Source organism: Rhizorhapis suberifaciens (assembly GCF_014200045.1).
Taxonomy (GTDB): domain Bacteria; phylum Pseudomonadota; class Alphaproteobacteria; order Sphingomonadales; family Sphingomonadaceae; genus Rhizorhapis; species Rhizorhapis suberifaciens.
This window is the reverse complement of the sequence record NZ_JACHOV010000004.1, coordinates 128,997-146,236: the sequence shown is the minus strand read 5'-3', so window position 1 is coordinate 146,236 and position 17,240 is coordinate 128,997. Positions and strand designations below refer to the sequence as shown.

The 17,240-nt window shown below is 58.6% G+C and carries 17 protein-coding genes; 9 read left to right on the top strand and 8 right to left on the bottom strand.

Annotation, left to right across the window (positions count from 1 at the left end; all coding sequences use genetic code 11):
* Positions 1-35: 35 nt before the first annotated feature.
* Complete coding sequence (locus HNQ99_RS06555) at positions 36-1,148, top strand: serine hydrolase domain-containing protein (protein ID WP_184474837.1); 1,113 nt, start codon at positions 36-38, stop codon at positions 1,146-1,148.
* 13 nt (positions 1,149-1,161) lie between these two features.
* On the opposite strand, the gene HNQ99_RS06550 is transcribed toward HNQ99_RS06555, so the two are convergent.
* Positions 1,162-1,389 (bottom strand): hypothetical protein, encoded by a 228-nt coding sequence (locus HNQ99_RS06550; RefSeq protein ID WP_184474836.1) that lies wholly within the window; start codon positions 1,387-1,389, stop codon positions 1,162-1,164.
* Positions 1,390-1,437: 48 nt separating this feature from the next.
* The gene (mnmA, locus tag HNQ99_RS06545; protein ID WP_184474971.1) at positions 1,438-2,547 is read right to left on the bottom strand and encodes a tRNA 2-thiouridine(34) synthase MnmA; all 1,110 of its coding nucleotides are present in this window, start codon (positions 2,545-2,547) and stop codon (positions 1,438-1,440) included.
* Positions 2,548-2,677: 130 nt separating this feature from the next.
* Between mnmA and HNQ99_RS06540 the strand changes: the two genes are divergently transcribed.
* The 7 genes from HNQ99_RS06540 (at position 2,678) to dinB (ending at position 9,656) form a co-directional block, all read left to right on the top strand.
* Entirely contained in the window at positions 2,678-2,974 is a 297-nt protein-coding gene (locus HNQ99_RS06540) for a hypothetical protein (RefSeq protein WP_184474835.1), read from the top strand.
* A 102-nt stretch (positions 2,975-3,076) separates the two neighbouring features.
* Positions 3,077-3,376, top strand: a complete 300-nt coding sequence (sciP, locus tag HNQ99_RS06535; RefSeq protein WP_184474834.1) for a CtrA inhibitor SciP — start codon at positions 3,077-3,079, stop codon at positions 3,374-3,376.
* Between the two features lie 334 nt (positions 3,377-3,710).
* The gene (locus HNQ99_RS06530) at positions 3,711-5,321 is read left to right on the top strand and encodes an MBOAT family O-acyltransferase (RefSeq protein WP_184474833.1); all 1,611 of its coding nucleotides are present in this window, start codon (positions 3,711-3,713) and stop codon (positions 5,319-5,321) included.
* A 78-nt stretch (positions 5,322-5,399) separates the two neighbouring features.
* A complete protein-coding gene (locus HNQ99_RS06525; RefSeq protein WP_221232604.1) occupies positions 5,400-7,256 on the top strand; it encodes an HAD-IIIC family phosphatase in 1,857 nt (618 codons plus the stop codon).
* On the top strand, positions 7,253-7,513 hold the full coding sequence (locus HNQ99_RS06520) for an acyl carrier protein (RefSeq protein WP_184474832.1): 261 nt from the start codon (positions 7,253-7,255) through the stop codon (positions 7,511-7,513). The genes HNQ99_RS06525 and HNQ99_RS06520 overlap by 4 nt, the downstream gene beginning before the upstream one ends.
* On the top strand, positions 7,498-8,466 hold the full coding sequence (locus tag HNQ99_RS06515; RefSeq protein WP_184474831.1) for a hypothetical protein: 969 nt from the start codon (positions 7,498-7,500) through the stop codon (positions 8,464-8,466). The genes HNQ99_RS06520 and HNQ99_RS06515 overlap by 16 nt, the downstream gene beginning before the upstream one ends.
* A 101-nt stretch (positions 8,467-8,567) precedes the next feature.
* Positions 8,568-9,656 (top strand): DNA polymerase IV, encoded by a 1,089-nt coding sequence (dinB, locus tag HNQ99_RS06510; RefSeq protein ID WP_322790332.1) that lies wholly within the window; start codon positions 8,568-8,570, stop codon positions 9,654-9,656.
* A gap of 122 nt (positions 9,657-9,778) precedes the next feature.
* Here the strand turns inward: dinB and HNQ99_RS06505 are convergent, their stop codons facing one another.
* The 3 genes from HNQ99_RS06505 to pdeM form a co-directional block, all read right to left on the bottom strand.
* Entirely contained in the window at positions 9,779-10,393 is a 615-nt protein-coding gene (locus HNQ99_RS06505; RefSeq protein WP_184474830.1) for a hypothetical protein, read from the bottom strand.
* 125 nt (positions 10,394-10,518) lie between these two features.
* Positions 10,519-13,284: a TonB-dependent receptor gene (locus tag HNQ99_RS06500; RefSeq protein ID WP_322790331.1), complete on the bottom strand. Its 2,766-nt coding sequence runs from the start codon at positions 13,282-13,284 to the stop codon at positions 10,519-10,521.
* Between the two features lie 198 nt (positions 13,285-13,482).
* Positions 13,483-14,145, bottom strand: coding sequence for a ligase-associated DNA damage response endonuclease PdeM (gene pdeM, locus HNQ99_RS06495; protein ID WP_184474829.1), 663 nt, complete (start codon positions 14,143-14,145; stop codon positions 13,483-13,485).
* Positions 14,146-14,221: 76 nt separating this feature from the next.
* On the opposite strand from pdeM, the gene trhO reads away from it, so the two are divergent.
* Positions 14,222-15,175 (top strand): oxygen-dependent tRNA uridine(34) hydroxylase TrhO, encoded by a 954-nt coding sequence (gene trhO, locus HNQ99_RS06490; protein WP_184474828.1) that lies wholly within the window; start codon positions 14,222-14,224, stop codon positions 15,173-15,175.
* A gap of 6 nt (positions 15,176-15,181) precedes the next feature.
* Here the strand turns inward: trhO and HNQ99_RS06485 are convergent, their stop codons facing one another.
* The 3 genes from HNQ99_RS06485 to HNQ99_RS06475 all read right to left on the bottom strand — a co-directional run bounded on the left by HNQ99_RS06485 (position 15,182) and on the right by HNQ99_RS06475 (position 17,220).
* Positions 15,182-15,682: a hypothetical protein gene (locus HNQ99_RS06485; protein WP_246414671.1), complete on the bottom strand. Its 501-nt coding sequence runs from the start codon at positions 15,680-15,682 to the stop codon at positions 15,182-15,184.
* Between the two features lie 141 nt (positions 15,683-15,823).
* The gene (locus tag HNQ99_RS06480) at positions 15,824-16,540 is read right to left on the bottom strand and encodes a PepSY-associated TM helix domain-containing protein (RefSeq protein ID WP_184474827.1); all 717 of its coding nucleotides are present in this window, start codon (positions 16,538-16,540) and stop codon (positions 15,824-15,826) included.
* Positions 16,537-17,220, bottom strand: coding sequence for a Fe2+-dependent dioxygenase (locus HNQ99_RS06475; protein WP_184474826.1), 684 nt, complete (start codon positions 17,218-17,220; stop codon positions 16,537-16,539). The genes HNQ99_RS06480 and HNQ99_RS06475 overlap by 4 nt, the downstream gene beginning before the upstream one ends.
* Positions 17,221-17,240: the final 20 nt, after the last annotated feature.

The window sequence follows — 17,240 nt, the reverse complement described above, 5'->3', positions numbered from 1 at the left end:
CCCCTTCCCCGTGATGATGCTGTAGAGCGCGGCCCATGAACCGGAAAAAGATGCTTCTGGCAAGTCTTGCGATCTGCGGCGCGATTTGGCTGGGCTTCCCCCGCTCGATCTCTGGCCAGGCGCGCGTGTCCTATATGGCGCAAGGCACCACAGGTGTTAGTGAGGCGGACTTGCGCGCCGCCGTCGATCCGTTGTTTGAAGACGCCGTAGTTGGCAAAACGCGCGCACTGATCGTGATGCGGAATGGCCAGGTCATTGCGGAACGCTATGACGAGGGCTTTGGTCCGGACAGCAAATTGCTGAGTTGGTCGATTGCGAAAAGCATAACGGCGGTACTGGTCGGCCTAATGGTTTCGGACGGCCGGCTAGTGCTGGACGCGCCTGCCCCTGTGCCCGCATGGAATCGGCCAGGCGATCCGAGGGGAATGATCACCTTGCGGCACTTGCTCCAAATGTCTTCAGGGCTGGAGCATGTTGAAAATGGTGATCCCATCTATGACAGCGACACGGTTCGCATGCTGTTTCTTGGCGGGGCAAGCGACATGGCCGGCTATGCCGAAGGCAAGCCGCTGGCTGCGCAGCCGGGTTCGAAATTCCAATATAGCACCGCCAGCAGCATGATCCTGTCGGACATCATGACCCGCGCGCTGACGACGAGCAATGATCCCGAGGCCCGTCGCCAGGCGATGATGCAGTTCCTGCGCGGACGACTGACAGAGCCGTTGGGACTTACCAGCTTGACGCCCGAATTCGACGCTCATGGCACGCTGATCGGCGGCAGCTTCATGCATGCGACGGCCCGGGACTATGCCAGCTTCGGTGAGTTCCTGCGCCACAATGGGGAAGCGAATGGCCGGCAGATATTATCTGCCCGCTGGGTCACCTTCATGCGCGCCTCATCGCCGCTGGACGCGGGCTATGGCGGCCATATGTGGCTGAACAAACCTCGACCGGAAGGATCGGCGGAGGCGCTGTTTCCGGATAGAGGTTCCCAGAGCCTGTTCGCTTGCCTCGGACATCAGGGGCAATATATCTTGATTTCGCCAGAACAAGGATTGACGATTGTTCGCTTGGGCATATCCGGGGAAGAGGAGCAAGTGGCGCTTCGGCAGCAACTCGCGCGCCTCGTCGAACTTTTTCCGGCTTAGAAGCGGCCGCTGCTCAAATGACCGCCCACAGCAGCAACAGCAGCGCTCCTGCCGCCACCAGCCCGATGCCTGGAAGGTCGGAAAACAGGCTTAACCTATCGCCGCTCCCCCGCGGTTCCAGCGTTTGCGGGTGCTTGGTATTGGGAGCCGGACTGCTGAGCCGGCCGCGTCGCGCGGTTCGTACCGCCGCCACTGCAACGCCCGCTATGATAAGCAAAGAGCCAAGCCAGACTAGAAGCATGATCGTCCTCGAAGGGAGAACTGGCTTATTGCCCCGATTGTTCCGGGATCAGGCCACCCGCGCCAATTCGGCCGCTTCGGTCTGCACAATCCAGCCGCCCCCGAGCACTCTGTCGCCATCATAGAGGACGGCCGCCTGCCCCGGCGCAACGCCATATTCGGGCTGCGAGAATAGCAATAAGCCGCCGTCCAATTGCGCCTGAACAGGCTTGGCCAGCGAACGAACCTTTGCCTGACATGTGCCGCTGAAGCTTCCCCCCAGCCAGTTCATGTCGGACAGGTGCGCGGCGCGAACGGCGAGCGCCTGGCGTGGCCCCACGATCACTCGCCGTTCGGCGGCGTCGATGCGGATCACATAGAGCGGCTCGGGCTGGCCGCCTATCTCCAATCCTTTGCGCTGGCCCACGGTATAATGGATAAGACCTTTGTGCTGCCCCAGGATGCGGCCGTCGACATGCATGATCTCGCCGCCGTCGTCTGCGTCGGGACGCACCTTGCGCACGATCCGGGCATAATCTCCGTCGGGTACGAAGCAGATGTCCTGACTGTCGGGCTTCATCGCCACGCCAAGACCAAGCGAAGCGGCGATCTCCCGGACCTGCGGCTTGGGCAGGCCGCCAAGTGGAAATCGCAGGAAGTCGAGCTGGTGCTGGGTTGTGGCGAAAAGAAAATAGCTTTGATCGCGGGCAGGATCGGCCCCGCGATGCAATTCCGCGCCCTCGTCGCCAATGACGCGCCGCACATAATGGCCGGTGGCGAGGCAGTCGGCTCCAAGATCCCGCGCTAGGGTGAAAAGGTCAGTGAACTTCACCCCCATATTGCATTTTACACAGGGTATTGGAGTGCGGCCCGCCATATATTCATTGGCAAAGTCTTCGATCACGGATTCACGAAACCGGCTTTCATAATCGAAAACATAGTGAGCGATGCCCAGCTTGTCGGCCACTGCGCGGGCATCCCGGATGTCCTGTCCGGCGCAGCAGCTTCCCGTCCTGCCCGTTGCGGCTCCATGATCATAGAGCTGAAGCGTCACGCCGATGGTTTCGGCGCCCGTACGTGCGGCAAGAGCGGCGACGACGCTGCTGTCGACGCCGCCTGACATGGCGACGACGATCCGCCGGGCCTGCATTGGCCCTTCAAGCTGGAAATCGGCTGACATGATCGCGGCCATATAGTCTGCTTGGCGCCTCAGCGCCAGAGGCACCGTTAAGCAAGCGTTGAGGCTGCTTAACAGCTTCTAACCGACGGGTTTACCGGCCCTTATCCATTAGTCGCTATTGATTCGACTCATGGACATGAACTTCCCGCATCGGCCAAGAGGCTTGCCGCCCGGCCCGGTAGCCCTGGGCGACCAAGCACCGGATCTTTCGGTACTGCTGGCCGTAGCGTCTGCCAGACAAGCGGCCAGTCCTACTGCACGCTGCCTGGCCGCGGGCAAGGATGGTGCGGGGGAGCAAATCGACTTTGCTACTGCCTTGGCGCGGGTCTTTGCGCCCAGGGCAGTGGAGAAGGTCAAGACAAGAAGCTTGGCGGGATGTTTCAGTCCGCTGATCGCCGAGCATTTAACGGTGGGGCAAGAATCGTGAACGGAGCATTTACCGTGGCGCTTTAGCCGATGTTCAATGCTCCTGTGACAAGTCGATGTGCGTAGACATGTGATTGGCTCCGTTGCCGTGTTTGAGGTGAGAATGATCGAGAATCAAAAAATCCGGCCCGCTCAAGTCGTCGGCCCCCTGGGCGAACCGCTGACGCTGGACAGCCTTCCGCCGCCCTCGACCACGCGCTGGGTCGTGCGACGCAAGGCAGAAGTGGTTGCAGCCGTCAATGGCGGCCTGCTGTCCGCGGACGAGGCTTGCGAGCGTTATGGCTTGACGCTTGAGGAGTTTGCAGGATGGCAGCGGGCGGTGGACCGCTCCGGCATGCCGGGCCTCCGCGTGACCCGAATCCAGCATTATAAGTCGCTGTACGAGCGCCAGCAAAAATATTGATCTGCCTGGATCGTCTGGCCCTGTAAGACGGCTTTGCATCCAGCCGAGACCGCCTGCCCCCTTTGGGCGGGCGGTTTTGTTTTGGCTTCTGTCGGGAAGCACAAGCAGTGCTCGGTTAATTCTAAATAGTCATGGCTCAAAACCAACGGGCCGTCGCAAAGGCGCAGCCAAGCTGGATCGATTCGCTAGCTCATCAATTGTTTGAAGCTGATTGAAAAGCAATCTGAGCTAATATTACCTCACATGACCAGTTTACAGTAACTCAAGAATAATCAATCTCATGGGGTGTATACAGTGTAAATGGGGGAGAGGATCGGCTGAAGGGAAGCCGTAGGTGCTGTTCAATTCCGTTACGTTTCTGTTTTATTTTCTGCCGACGGTATTTGGTGGCTTCCTGATCCTTGCTTATTTCAAACTTCAACGCGCCGCCGGACTTTGGCTGACCTTGGCTTCCCTGGTCTTTTATGGCTGGTGGAATCCGCAATATGTGCCGCTGCTGCTGGGCAGCATGGCGTTCAATTATTGGCTTGGCGGCGTATTGATGCGGCGGCGTAGCCGCGCTTTCCTTTTTGCCGGAATTGCCGCCAATGTCGCGTTGCTCGGCTATTTCAAATATACCGGCTTTGTGATCCAGACGGCGGCGGACGTTGCTGGCGCTTCCTGGGCAATGCCGCAGATCCTGCTGCCCCTCGCCATCTCCTTCTTCACATTCCAGCAGATCGCCTATCTGGTCGACGCCAATGATGGTGAGGTGACCGAGCACGGGTTCCTGAACTATTGCTTGTTCATCACCTTTTTCCCCCATCTCATCGCCGGTCCCATCACGCACCACAGAGAAATGCTGCCGCAGTTCAGCAATGCGGACAGGTTTCGTCCTCGTTGGGATTTGGTGGCGGTGGGGATGACCCTGTTTTTCATCGGATTGTTCAAAAAGGTCCTGGTGGCCGATCCCTTCGGAACTTACGCCCGGCCGATTTTCGAACAGGCGCGCATCGGCGGTGTCCAGTTCCTAGAGGCCTGGACCGGCGCGCTGTCTTATACCCTGCAAATATATTTTGATTTTTCAGGCTATACCGACATGGCTATCGGTCTTGGCCTGTTGTTTGGCATTTCACTGCCGCCCAATTTCAACAGCCCCTATAAGGCACGGAATATCATCGATTTCTGGAACCGCTGGCACATGACGCTGACGCGGTTTTTGACGGCCTATATTTACAATCCCATCGTTGTCGCGATGACGCGACGTCGCGCCACAAAGGGCCTGCCATTGCCGCGAAGGGGTAGGATGTCGCCCGAAACATTTGTTGCGCTTGTGGCTTTTCCGACAATTTTCACAATGTTCATTTCAGGGGTGTGGCACGGTGCGGGATGGCAATTTGTCGCCTTTGGTCTTCTGCATGGCGTTTATCTGATCGTTGCGCACGCCTGGCGGCAATGGAAAGTGCATCAAGGCCTTCCACTGGAAAGCGCCAATCCCCTCAATATTGCCGCGTCGGTAGGGCTTACCTTTCTATGCGTGATGGTCGCTCTGGTATTTTTCCGGGCCCATAATATAGCTGCGGCGCTGAATATTCTTTCTGGAATGGCCGGGCTCAATGGCGCAGCCTTGCCCCAACGGCTGCAGACGATGCCGCTATTAGGTGCATTGGCGGAAGGCGTGGGGGCCAGCTTTGGTGACATTACGGCCCTCACGCCCTCTCATGCCGTGCGCATCGCACTGTTCCTCATTGTCGTCTGGGCTTTCCCCAACTCTATTCAGTGGCTTCGGAACTTTCCCACAGCGCTTAATCTGCATCCGCCAGCATCATGGTTGGAACGCTATTCGTCGTTGTTCCGTTGGAGCCCCAGCATTCCCACGGGAGTTGCGATGGGGGCGGTTTCGGTCGTTGTAATGCTCTACGCAACATCGGTCGCGCCGACGGAATTTCTTTATTTTCAGTTTTGAAGGCCTGTGATGGTTCAGATGCTTGATTGGCTCCCTTCGACCGTTGATCTGACCCAACGGATCAAGGACGTTCGGAGGATGGAAGGATCCACGACCGAACGGCTTCAAGCTGTTATTCGGTTGCTGCAATTCAATCGGGACATGACGGCCACAGGCCAGATCGATCGGTTGCTCAAAGATGTTCTTCAAACATGGCCAGCGAACGAGATCGCTCCCCTAGGGCTGCCGAAATTGCGCGTCGCTATATCATCCTCCCATAGCGCCGAGCATCTGGCACCGTCCATGCGCGTGGCCAGCCTGGGACGGGGCGTTATCGCGCAGATACATGTCGGCCCTTATGGTGCGTTTCGCCAGTCGTTGGAGGGGGATGACCCGGAGCTGCGGGATTTTGATCCGCAGGTGATATTGCTGGCTCTGGATATCCATGCCGTCCTACCCAGAATAGCCATAGGCGCGCAGGAGGAGGCGGAACGGCAGATTGCTTCAACAGTTTTGGAAGTCCGCCATCTGTGGAAGCGGGCGAAGGACAATTATGGCGCTCAGATTATCCAGCAGACCTTTTTGCCGCTTACGCCTCCTCTATTTGGATCATTTGATGCGCTGGTTCCGGCTTCTCCCACCGCAATGTGCATGGCGCTCAATCAGGCCATCCGTCTGGCTGCACGGGAGGAGGGGGTGGCTCTGCTCGATGTCGAGGCACGTCTTCCCCCCAATATTGGCGGGATCGACCGAGTAGACATTGTCCGCTGGCACCATGCCAAACAACTCATCAATCCCCTGTTCGCCCCGCTTTATGGAGATCATGTCGCGCGGATATTGGCTGCCTTCACTGGCCGGTCGCGCAAATGCCTGGTGCTTGACCTTGACAATACCCTGTGGGGCGGTGTGATCGGCGATGATGGCCTTGCTGGCATTCGCCTTGGCCAAGGGAGCGCCGAGGGGGAGGCTTATCTCGCGTTCCAGCATTATGTGGACCAGTTGCGAAGGACAGGCGTGATCCTCGCGGTGTGCAGCAAGAATGACGATGCGACTGCTCGCCAGGCCTTTGACGAACATGGCGAGATGATCCTGAAATATGCGGATATCGCCTGCTTCCGCGCCAATTGGTCGGATAAGGCGGAAAACATCCGGTCCATTGCCAGCACCATCAATATTGGGCTCGACGGCTTGGTCTTCGTGGATGACAACCCTGCGGAACGGGCAATCGTCCGGCGTGAACTTGCCGAGGTGGCCGTGCCGGAAATGCCCGAGGATATTGCCCATTACCCAGAACGCCTGGCCGCCGCCGGCTATTTCGAAGCCGTGTCGCTCACCCAGGACGACCTGACCCGCGCCGGAAGCTATGCCGCCAATGCGCAACGTCAGGCGCTCTCCGCTACAACAGACATGGATGGCTATCTGCAGAGCCTGGAAATGACGATGGCCGCAAGGCCGATTGGTCCGATCGACCTGCCGCGCGCTGCCCAACTGATCAACAAAACCAACCAGTTCAACCTGACAACGCGCCGTCGTACCGCAGCCGAGCTGGAAGCGTTCCTGGCCGAGCCCGATAATCTGGGCTACTGCTTTCGCCTGCGGGATCGCTTTGGTGACAGCGGCCTGATCAGTGTCATCCTTGCCCGGCCCGATCCTGCTTTGGAACCGGGTGAGCTGCTGATCGATACCTGGCTTATGAGTTGCCGTGTGCTGGGCAGGGGAGTGGAGGCGGCGGCGTTCGAGGTGCTTGCGAGGGCCGCTGGCGAGCGCGGTTTCGCGTCGTTGCTCGGTGAGTATCGTGCGACCGAGCGAAACGGGCTGGTAGCCCGGCATTATGAAAAGCTCGGATTTGTAGCTGCGTCCCCGCCGAGCGGCTCTGTGGGGACGGGGACATTTTGGCGGCGGGCAATTCCGGGGGCGGAAATGGGTAAACACCATATCACTCTGGAGGCTGCATGACCGAAGCTGAAATCTACGATGCTCTCACCCAAATCATGCGCGACATTTTTGACGATGAGGAACTGGTGATCGGCCCGGAGACCCGTGCCGAGGATGTTGCCGGCTGGGACAGTCAGTCTCACATCTCGTTGATCGTGGCCGCTGAACAGCGTTTCGGCATCCGTTTCCTGACCTCCGAATTTGAGAGCCTGCACAATGTAGGGGAATTTATTTTCCTCATCGAAGCAAAGCTGAGCCCGACATGTTCATCCCTGTAGGTTCATCGGATATCATTGCGCCAGGCGTTGCGCCCCGGCGCTATATGCGCCGCTACCTGCTGGCGATGTTGGCTGGCGGGATCATGACCGCCCTATCCATGGCAGCGATAGCGGCGTTTCTATATTCTCGAAACGCATTACCCCCGCCGCAATTGTCCAACAGCATCTGCATTGACGAAAAACTGCGTATCATGCGGGAGCAGCCACCGCAATCGCCCAACCTGCTAGTCATCGGATCGTCGGTCGCATGGCGGCATTTCAACAGTCCTGCGGCTATGGCGACGGACGCCAGCATTCGACCCTATAATGCCGGATTATGCGGTCAGTCAGTGGCTCAAACCGCTGAGACGGCGCAATGGCTGTTGGGCCGCCTGCCGTCCGTCGAGCATGTGATGCTGCTGGCCTCTCCGGTCGATTTCCAGGATTGTTCGGCGGAAGCCAGCAAACTGAATTACAGTGACGCGGACGGCTATGTGTTCGGTGACAAGCCCGCCTGGCGTTATTATCTGCGCTATTTTGATCCTGTGACCTTCCTGCGCAATGCCCAGGGTTTGGCGGCCCGACGGAGCGACCCCAATCATTTTGAGGCGTTGGTAATCGACCGCTTTGGCGATGGTCCAATGGAACCTCGTCAAACACGGGGCCTGCATTATCGGGAATTGAAGGCCTTTGATAGAAAGTGCCTTTCTTCGCTTTCCTATCTGGCCCAGCTCACCAAGGAACGGGATATGGCCATGGACGTCGTACTGACTCCCGTTTCTCCAGAGTGGATCAGGACCTATGATCCAGAGGGACGGGTTCTGGGCCAATTGCACGACGCCGTAGGCAAAACTGCGAAAAAATCAGGGTTGCGCTTCGTGGATATGCGGGACGCGTTCAAGGATCAGAACTTTGTTGATGCAATTCATTTGCGTCAGTCGGTCACTGCCGAATTTACACGGGCCATACTTTAGCAACCAAACCATCTGGTGGCGTCAAAAAGTTCTTGCTATGTTCCTGACGAGATGTGGCGGTTGGGCCCTTGCCGCCTCAGCCGATGGAACGAGGAACGCGCGTGGGCGAAGCGACTATTCGCAAGATTATCCATGTGGATATGGATGCGTTCTTCGCTTCGGTCGAGCAGCGGGATGACCCGTCGTTGCGCGGTCGGGCTGTGGCCGTGGGGCATGCTGCCTCCCGTGGAGTGGTCGCGGCCGCCAGCTATGAGGCGCGGCGCTTTGGCGTGCGGTCGGCCATGCCCTCGGCGACGGCCTTGCGAAAATGTCCCGAATTGTTGTTCGTGCCGCCCCGCTTCGATGTCTATCGTGAGGTATCGCGGCACATCCGGGCGATCTTTTCCCACTATACGGAATTGGTGGAGCCTCTTTCGCTCGATGAGGCCTATATGGACATCACGGCCAATTTACGAGCCCTTCCTTCCGCCACCGCGACGGCGCAGGAGGTGCGCGCCCGGATCCGGGAGGAAACGGGCCTCACCGCCTCTGCGGGCATTTCCTTCAACAAGTTCCTGGCGAAGCTCGGCTCTGATCAGCGCAAACCGGACGGGCAGTTCGTCATCACTCCGGCGCAAGCGGAAAGCTTCATTGCCAAGCTGGACATAGGCCGCTTTCATGGCGTGGGTCCGCGCACCGTGAGCAAGATGCATGCACTGGGTATCTTTACCGGCTCCGACCTTCAACGGCACGATCTCGCCTTCCTTCAGCAGCATTTCGGCAAATCCGGTTCATGGTATCATGCCATAGCCAGGGGCGAAGACGACCGGCCGGTTTTGGCGGATCGCGAGCGCAAGTCGTCGGGGTCGGAAACGACCTTCGCCACCGATCTTGTCGATCCAGCGCTGATTTCCGAGGCGACCGCCGCCCAGGCCGGCGAGGTTTGGGAGTGGTGCCACAAGGCGGGAATGTACGGCCGAACGGTGACGGTTAAAGTTAAATATGCCGATTTTCGCCAGATCACACGCAGCAGGACATTGGCTGAGCCGGTGAACAATCGCACCAAACTGCTGTCGGTCAGTCAAGATTTGGTGCGGCAACTCTTTCCGTTGCGAAAGCCAATAAGGCTGCTGGGCGTGACGCTGTCGAACTTTCCAGGACCGCAAGCCATAGGCGGTTATCCCGAACAACTGGCCTTCTCGCTGGAATAGCTCAATCCTTTCGATGCGGGCCACTATATCTACTACATGTCAGTCAAGGCGTTGCCTCTCTCTGCATCGGCGGAGGAGAGGCGACGGCGATGGCGGTGGAACTGCTTTAACCGGCGGGCCGCTTATCCCAGGGGCGCTGAGGGATCTATCGTGCGTAGCGGCTTTGGCGGCTGTTGATGGGGATAGGGATCTGCAAGGGCAGGACTGTCGCTAACGGCGGGATCGGCGGTCCCCAGAACAGGTTTGGCATCCCCAAGCGCGACATCCTGATCCACGAAGACTTCAAAAGTCGTACCGGCGCGTATCTTGGCCTCCCGGCCTCTGACGATGACTGCTAGCGGCAGGAATACTACACCCGCGCCAACCGCGCCCAGCGTCCCGGACTTGCCTTTGACGTTGCGCTGTCCACGAACGGGTACGTCCGTTTCGCCGACGCGGACTTTGGTTACCTTGACTTCAAGCTTGCCGGAGCGACCGAGCAGGCCATTGTCCTGAACGCGGGTGACCTCACCTGTAGCCGGTGATCCGGCCGGAATGGCGGTCGTTCCGGCGATGTTAACCGGTTCGGCCACGGTGAATTCAACCGGATCGCCGACCTTTGCATTTTTGGAAGAGATGTCCTGACGCGTCTGGAGGCGAATGCCCATCCCTTCGGGCAGCGTCAGAGATTGGGCTGACGCCAAATCGGTACTAAGGAGCGCGAAAACTGCGCACATGGTGATAGCGAGCTGTTTCATGGGGCCAACCGTTCCGCTTGACCGCACCTGCCTCCCTTAAACGTGCATTGGGCAATCTGGTTGCATTCGAGCAACGAAATAGCCGTCATCCCTTTTACAAGGCGGATGACGGCTGAGCAAAAGCCTCAGAATTTGCCACGCAAGGTGATGCCGTAAGTGCGCGGTTCGGCGAGATACGCGGAGAATAATTGCGTGCCTGCTGCGAAGCTCGGCGCGCCAATGGCTTGGACCTGCGCGACCGATCCGCTACCTTGCAGAGGTGAGTTGAACCCCACCTGAGTATATTTGGTGTTGAAGACGTTCTGACCCCAGAATTCCACCGCCCAGCGTTCCTCTGGTCCGCGAATGCCGACGCGCGCGTTCCAAATGCTGTAACCATCCTGCGTCTTTTCCGGGAACAGGTCGGATCCGGTGTTATAGTCAGAGGTCATGCGCCCGTCGAAATAGATGAGCCCTGAAAGCCCGGAGGAACCGATATCAGGCGTCCAGGCAAAACTCATGGTCGTTACGAATTTCGGCGCATTGCTGTTTATATTGCCCGGAAGCAGAAGCAGAGCCGGGTCGAGTGGCGTGACGCCGTCACTGCTGCCGACCAGGCGGTTACGGAACTTTGCTTCGGCGTAGGTCAGGCCGCCGCTCAGCCGGACGTTTCGCACCGGCGAGGCGGTCAACTCGATCTCGATGCCCTGGCTGACGAGACCGGCCTCCACATCGTCCTTCGCGCAGGTGCGCGCGGAAGAAAGCGTTCCGTCGCACCCGTTGATATTCTGTACGACGAAGCTGGTTCCGTTGAAGGTATTGAGCTGAAAATCATCGAATTCTTGACGGAACGCGGCAATGTTGGCGCTCCACATGTGAGAACTATATTTCAGCCCCACCTCGAAGGCATCGACCTTTTCCGCCGCGAAGCGCAGGGTGGAGGCATCAGCGCTACTGCGGGGGAAGAAATAGGTGGCCGGGGACGTGGTAAGCCCGGATAGGCCGGTATTGCCCAATTCGAACCGATCCAGATTATAGCCGCCTGCCTTGTACCCCCGCGAATAGCTTGCATAGACGAGCAGGCCCCGCGTCGGCTTGAAGGACAGGACCGCCGTGCCGGACAATTCATTATCCGAAAAGCTGTCATTGAGCGTTAGCGCATTAAGGCTTGTGCTGCTGTTGCCTAGACATCCCAGGCCCAATATGCCGCCGGCCAATTGGGCAGCAGTGGCGCCGACAAGAGCTGGATTGGTTGCAAAATCCACCAGATCGTTCGGCCCGCCGGGAAGCTGGGTCTGAAGTGCGGCGCAGGCCGCATTGTCATTGTCAAAGGTCGCCGAGAGCTTCTTCTTCTCATGGGTGTAACGCAGGCCCAGGGTCAGATCGAGCTTGTCCGTGATATGCACGATATTGTGTGTGAAGGCAGCGATGCTCTCACTATTCTGCTTGTAACGCGCATCGTTGTCGCCTGCGGTGGTGCCACCCGCTCCGATGTTGAGCAAGGTCTTCAGTCCAGCATTCAGCACCGGATTGGTGATGAAGGGATCGATGACCCCGGCGCTCATCGCCGTACGGCTGTTGCAGGGGAGCAGGGCCGCTGGGATGCTGGCCGACAATATGCGGCAGGTGGCAAACAGGCCATAGTCGTTGCCGAAGCGGATATTGTCGACCAGCGTCAGCTTTTCGTTCGAATAATAGCCGCCGACCAGCCAGTCGAGCTTGTCATTGAAGGCCTGACCCTGGAGTCGCAGCTCTTGGGTGAAGGTCTTGAACTGCCGATAGGTATTGGGATCGCGATAAAGAATATCGGCGGGATTATAGTCATAATCGCCATAGTCCCGCGACTTGTAATCCCGGTAGGCGGTGATGCTGGTCAGCTTTGCGGTCCCGAAATCATAGTTGATCTCACCGGACAATCCCCAATCCTTGAGCTTGCTGACATATTCGCGACCCGGCGTGATCCGCGTCTCGCGGTCATAGGGATCGACTACCACCGGCTGCCCGCTGATCGTCCCCAATATCGTCGCGATCCTGCTGATGCCGTTGGGCGCGAAATCTCCCGGAACCCCCGGCGTGGGGTCGATTACCTCACGATTGGAGATGTACACCGCGCCGCAACAGCTTTCGTCACGATGGGTATAATCGCCGATGATACGGACTGACAATGCATCGGTCGGTTCGAATAGCGCCTGGCCGCGCAGGAAGTAACGATCCCGGTCGTTGGTATCGCCAATCTTGTCGCCGGACGCGTCCACCACGTCCAGGAATCCGTCACGCTTCGACCAGACGCCGTCGAGGCTTAATGCGATGGATTCAGTGATGGGCCCGGTTACACGCCCCTGAAGCCGCCAATAGTCATAATTGCCATAAGTGATTTCACCACTGGCGCCGAATGTGAAGGAGGGCGCCTTGCTGACGATATTGAGAAGGCCAGCTGAAGTATTGCGACCGAATAATGTGCCTTGCGGCCCGCGCAGCACCTCGACACGTTCGATCTCGCCAAGATCAGTAAGGCCCGCGCCCGTGCGCGAACGGTAGACACCGTCGATGAAGACCGCGACTGAGCTTTCCAGCCCAGGGTTGTCACCCACGGTGCCGATGCCACGGATGCGGGCCGATCCATTGGCTTCAGTTCCGCTGGAGGAGACCAGCAGCGATGGGGCCAGTTGGTTGAGCTGCCGAATGTCGGAGGCGCCGCTGTTCTGCATGGATTCCGCTGTCACGGCCGACACGGCGATCGGCACTTCGCTCAAGGGGCTGGCGCGGCGGGTGGCCGTCACGATGATCGCGCTGGGATCGTAGGTTTCAGCGGCATCTTGCGGCGTTGTATCGCCGGAAGTGGTTTCTTGGGCCTGGGCCGGAAAGGCTAGGGCTGTAAGCCCAACGGAAAGTAGCAAAAGACTTTTTTTCACGAAGGTCCCTCCCGAAGGTGCCCGGTCCATTTTGGCATTGAACCGGTCTATTTTTGCATTGAATGCCAATATGTCCGCCTTTTCCATTGGGAAGCATTTGGAATTCCCTATATTTTTCCCGCTGCAACCTTTGTGCAACAGCATAAGCATGTCCATTTTGTACAATTTTGGGAGAATAAGGTTAAGATTTGGTAAAAATTACCCGGCCAATGGGAAGCGCAGCAGCCTGTCTGTAAGGGCAATGATGGCCTCTCCCGAAGACCCTATCGCGCGTCCTATTTCGGGATGCCGGGCGTCCAATCCTCCCGTCAATGCGCCAAAGGCGGGCAGGATGATTTTGCGATCGGATCGGATGAAGCAACGCCGCGACAGGCTTCTGCCTCGATGCATCAGGCGCAGCTTTGGATGGTAATGCCCCGATAGTTCGGGGCGTGGATCACAGGGATCGGCCTCGTGTCGTAATATCAAACCATCCACTTCTATCTCGGGACACAGATCGCCGCCCAGCCCAGACTGGGGCGCGGCATCATGATTGCCGGTAATCCAGGTCCAGCGCAGTCTTTGCGTCAGGCCGACCAGTTGCTCCCGCGCCGCATGGGGGAGGCGGCCGGTGCCCCCATTATCGTGAAAGCTGTCGCCCAGGCACCAAAGCTCCCGTGCCTCCAGCCGTTCCGCCAGCGTGGCAATAGCGGACAAGGTGGCAAGGCTGTCATAGGGCGGCAACATCTGTCCATGGCCGGCGTACCAGCTCGCCTTCTCAAAATGCAGGTCCGCCAACAGCAGTGCTCGCCGCGCCGGCCAGAACAGGGCAGCCTCGGGCAGGGCGATCAGCTGATGACCGGCGAACGAAAGGGGAACCATGTATTGGCTATGCCCTGTGTTGGATCATGGTTCAACGGCTTTGAATGCGCTGGCTGCTAATGTATAGGCGCTCGCCATGACTGCTTCGCCCATCACTGTTGCCGCCTTGTACCGTTTCGCGCGGTTCGACGATCCGGCGGCCTTGCGGGAGCCCCTGCAGACGCTATGCAATGCGGTGGGGATCAAGGGCACCTTGCTGCTGGCGCGGGAGGGGATCAATGGCACCATTGCCGGGGCCGCCGACGCGCTGGAACAAGTGATCGGCCATATTCGCGGCCTGCCCGGTTGCGATGATCTTGACGCCAAATATTCCAGTGCGCGCGAAATGCCCTTCTACCGCATGAAGGTGCGGCTGAAGAAAGAGATCGTCACCATGGGCGCCGGCGAACTCGACCCCGCCACCAACGCGGGCATTTATGTCGAGCCGCAGGACTGGAATGCGCTTATCTCCGATCCTGACACTATCCTGATCGATACGCGCAATGCTTATGAGGTGGCGATCGGCACGTTCGAGGGCGCGATAGACCCCGAGACCGACAGCTTCAGCGCATTCCCGGAATGGTTCGATGCACATGCGGATCAGCTGACCCAAGGAAAGCCTCGCAAGATCGCAATGTTCTGCACCGGCGGCATACGTTGCGAAAAATCGACCGCCCTCGTCAAAAGCCGAGGATTTGACGAGGTCTACCACTTGAAGGGCGGTATCCTGAAATATCTCGAAACTGTCCCTGCCGAACAAAGCAAGTGGCAGGGAGAATGCTTTGTCTTTGATCAAAGGGTCGCGGTCGGGCAGGGTTTGAAGCTCGGGGAATACAGCTTATGCCACGCTTGCCGTTCGCCGGTTTCACCGGAAGACCGCGCCTCTCCCCAATATGTCGACGGGGTTTCCTGCCCTCGTTGCCATGACGAACGGGATGACGCTCAGCGTGCCCGCTACCGAGAGCGCCAGCGCCAGATTGAGGCAGCCAAGGCACGCGGAGAGGATCATATCGGCGTAGCACCGACGAAAGATTTTCCGTCCGACAAGTAATCCTGCTCAAGTCTTCCAGTTGAGCCCTGCAACATCGAACTCAAAGGCTTGCTTGCTCTTAGGGGTGAAACCTACCGTAATCTTGATCTTTTTAGCGTCCTTGATGGTTTCAAAGGCCCTGCGCGCCGGCGGAATGAAGATCCCGTCCTGGGCGTCCGTCATTCGTCCTTGCCAAAGCTTCGGTTTTCCACCATCCGCGACGGCAGTGACGCTGCAATCCGACAAATCGCAGAAAAACGGCGCGCCAACCGTCTTGATGGTCACGCCCGTTTCCCCTGTGTCCAGGCTGTTGAGCAGCAGCACCGCGAAGGTGTCCGGCGCGGTCGGCGTCGCAACACTGTTGGCACTTCCAATATAGGCGATCTTCGTGTCGCCCTTCGTTTCATATTTCCACGCATGGCCGATGGCCTGCCGTTGCGAGGCTGTGTCATCCTTCTTGCCGCACCCGGTCAGGACAAACGGTGCAACCAGCGCGGCCAGGGGCCACAATCGCTTGAGCTTCATCATCTTGTTCTCCACAGGCCGGCCCTCAACGCATTTGAGCGTGAGACGTTGCCTTAGCAGAGACTGAGATCAGCTCAGGCGACGTCAGAACCCGATAAGGGGGAAGAAACACCCTCTCGCACCAGGAGCACTCAAACGGACTGTTCAAATCATATGGGGCCAGACCGCCGCGATGCTCAGCCCAAGGCTTGCGATGACGATGCCCCCGGCGAGCAGCCTGCTGCCGTGCATTCGGGTCCAGAGCAGAAATCCGGTCAGGCTCATTGCGACCAGCGCGCCCGCAATTGTGTCCAGGAACAGGATCCAGCCGACGCCGACGCCGGTCCCCTTGTGAAGGTTCTTGATGAAGCCAAAAAGGTTATGCGCGTCCTGCCGTACCGAAACACTTCGTGATCCAGGTACATATTCCACCGTCACCCGGCCGTTCGCCTGATTGAAGACCTGGACCCATTTTTCAGCCTCTTCCTGTTTTCGGCCCATGAAGCTTTTATGCTGGCTGCCTTCCCGGCCCTCCCGACGTTCGTCCCGTCCTTCGGGGCGGCCCTCTTGCCGGGGAGGGCGAGGTTTTACTGACAAGCCGAGTTGCTTGCTTGCCCATTGCCCAAGCGCTTTTTGATCGGGGATGCGGGCGGGATCCACCGCTATGTCCATTGCGCTGACTTCGGCGGCGTCGCCGGTGTCGATCTTCATGACGCTCCGGTGATTGAGGAGTACGCCGCTAAGCCCCAGCATGAAGAACAGGATCGCGCCCCAAAAGCCGGTCCAGGCGTGTACCTTCTTCAGCCAGCGGATGAATGCTGTCCGCTGCCAAGTCGAGGGGACGAAGAGAAGTCCAGATTGGTTGAGTCGAAAGGTCGTCACAGCTCGGCCCATTTCCGAAGAAGGTTGTGATAGGTGGCAGTGAGCCCCAGCACGGCCGGATGGCTATCGCCAAGTTCGGCGCGCGTCAGGGTGATGGAACGGTCGAAGCGATAAAGCAGCGCGCGATCGCCATCATCCCGAACCATGGATTGCGTCCAGAAAAAAGCGGCCCAACGGCTGCCTCGCGTCACTGGCTCGACACGATGCAGGCTGTCGGCGGGGTACAGAACCAAGTCGCCGGCGTCGAACTTGACCCGCTGCTCGCCATAGCTGTCCTCTATCACGAGCTCGCCGCCGTCATAATCGGCAGGATCGCTAAGAAAGAGCGTTGCCGACACGTCGGTCCGGACCCGCTGCCGCGCGGCGGCCATATAGCGGATCGCATTGTCGACATGAGCGGTAAAGCCCATGCCCTGATCATAGCGGTTGAACAGCGGTGGATAGACGCGCAGCGGCAGGGCGGCGGCGTTGAACGTCTCGTTATTGCCCAAGGCGCGCAGGATGATGTCCTGCAACGGCTTGGTCTCCGGCGCGTCCTCGGGGACCTGAAGATTATTCTTGGCGATGGCTGACTGCACGCCAGCGGTGATCCGGCCATCCACCCATTGCGTCTCGGTCAGTACCTTGCGGCACTGATCCACTTCCTGGGCGGTGAGAAGGGAGGGAACTTTGATCAGCATCGACGGGCCTTCCAGGACAA

Excerpts from the sequence above, each read along its gene's own strand:
- trhO (WP_184474828.1), top strand. The coding sequence starts at position 14,222 with ATGACTGCTTCGCCCATCACTGTTGCCGCCTTGTACCGTTTCGCGCGG.
- HNQ99_RS06485 (WP_246414671.1), bottom strand. The coding sequence starts at position 15,682 with ATGATGAAGCTCAAGCGATTGTGGCCCCTGGCCGCGCTGGTTGCACCG.
- HNQ99_RS06515 (WP_184474831.1), top strand. The coding sequence starts at position 7,498 with ATGTTCATCCCTGTAGGTTCATCGGATATCATTGCGCCAGGCGTTGCG.
- HNQ99_RS06525 (WP_221232604.1), top strand. The coding sequence starts at position 5,400 with ATGGAAGGATCCACGACCGAACGGCTTCAAGCTGTTATTCGGTTGCTG.
- pdeM (WP_184474829.1), bottom strand. The coding sequence starts at position 14,145 with ATGGTTCCCCTTTCGTTCGCCGGTCATCAGCTGATCGCCCTGCCCGAG.
- HNQ99_RS06475 (WP_184474826.1), bottom strand. The coding sequence starts at position 17,220 with ATGCTGATCAAAGTTCCCTCCCTTCTCACCGCCCAGGAAGTGGATCAG.
- HNQ99_RS06520 (WP_184474832.1), top strand. The coding sequence starts at position 7,253 with ATGACCGAAGCTGAAATCTACGATGCTCTCACCCAAATCATGCGCGAC.
- HNQ99_RS06555 (WP_184474837.1), top strand. The coding sequence starts at position 36 with ATGAACCGGAAAAAGATGCTTCTGGCAAGTCTTGCGATCTGCGGCGCG.
- HNQ99_RS06550 (WP_184474836.1), bottom strand. The coding sequence starts at position 1,389 with ATGCTTCTAGTCTGGCTTGGCTCTTTGCTTATCATAGCGGGCGTTGCA.
- sciP (WP_184474834.1), top strand. The coding sequence starts at position 3,077 with ATGATCGAGAATCAAAAAATCCGGCCCGCTCAAGTCGTCGGCCCCCTG.
- mnmA (WP_184474971.1), bottom strand. The coding sequence starts at position 2,547 with ATGTCAGCCGATTTCCAGCTTGAAGGGCCAATGCAGGCCCGGCGGATC.
- HNQ99_RS06540 (WP_184474835.1), top strand. The coding sequence starts at position 2,678 with ATGGACATGAACTTCCCGCATCGGCCAAGAGGCTTGCCGCCCGGCCCG.
- HNQ99_RS06505 (WP_184474830.1), bottom strand. The coding sequence starts at position 10,393 with ATGAAACAGCTCGCTATCACCATGTGCGCAGTTTTCGCGCTCCTTAGT.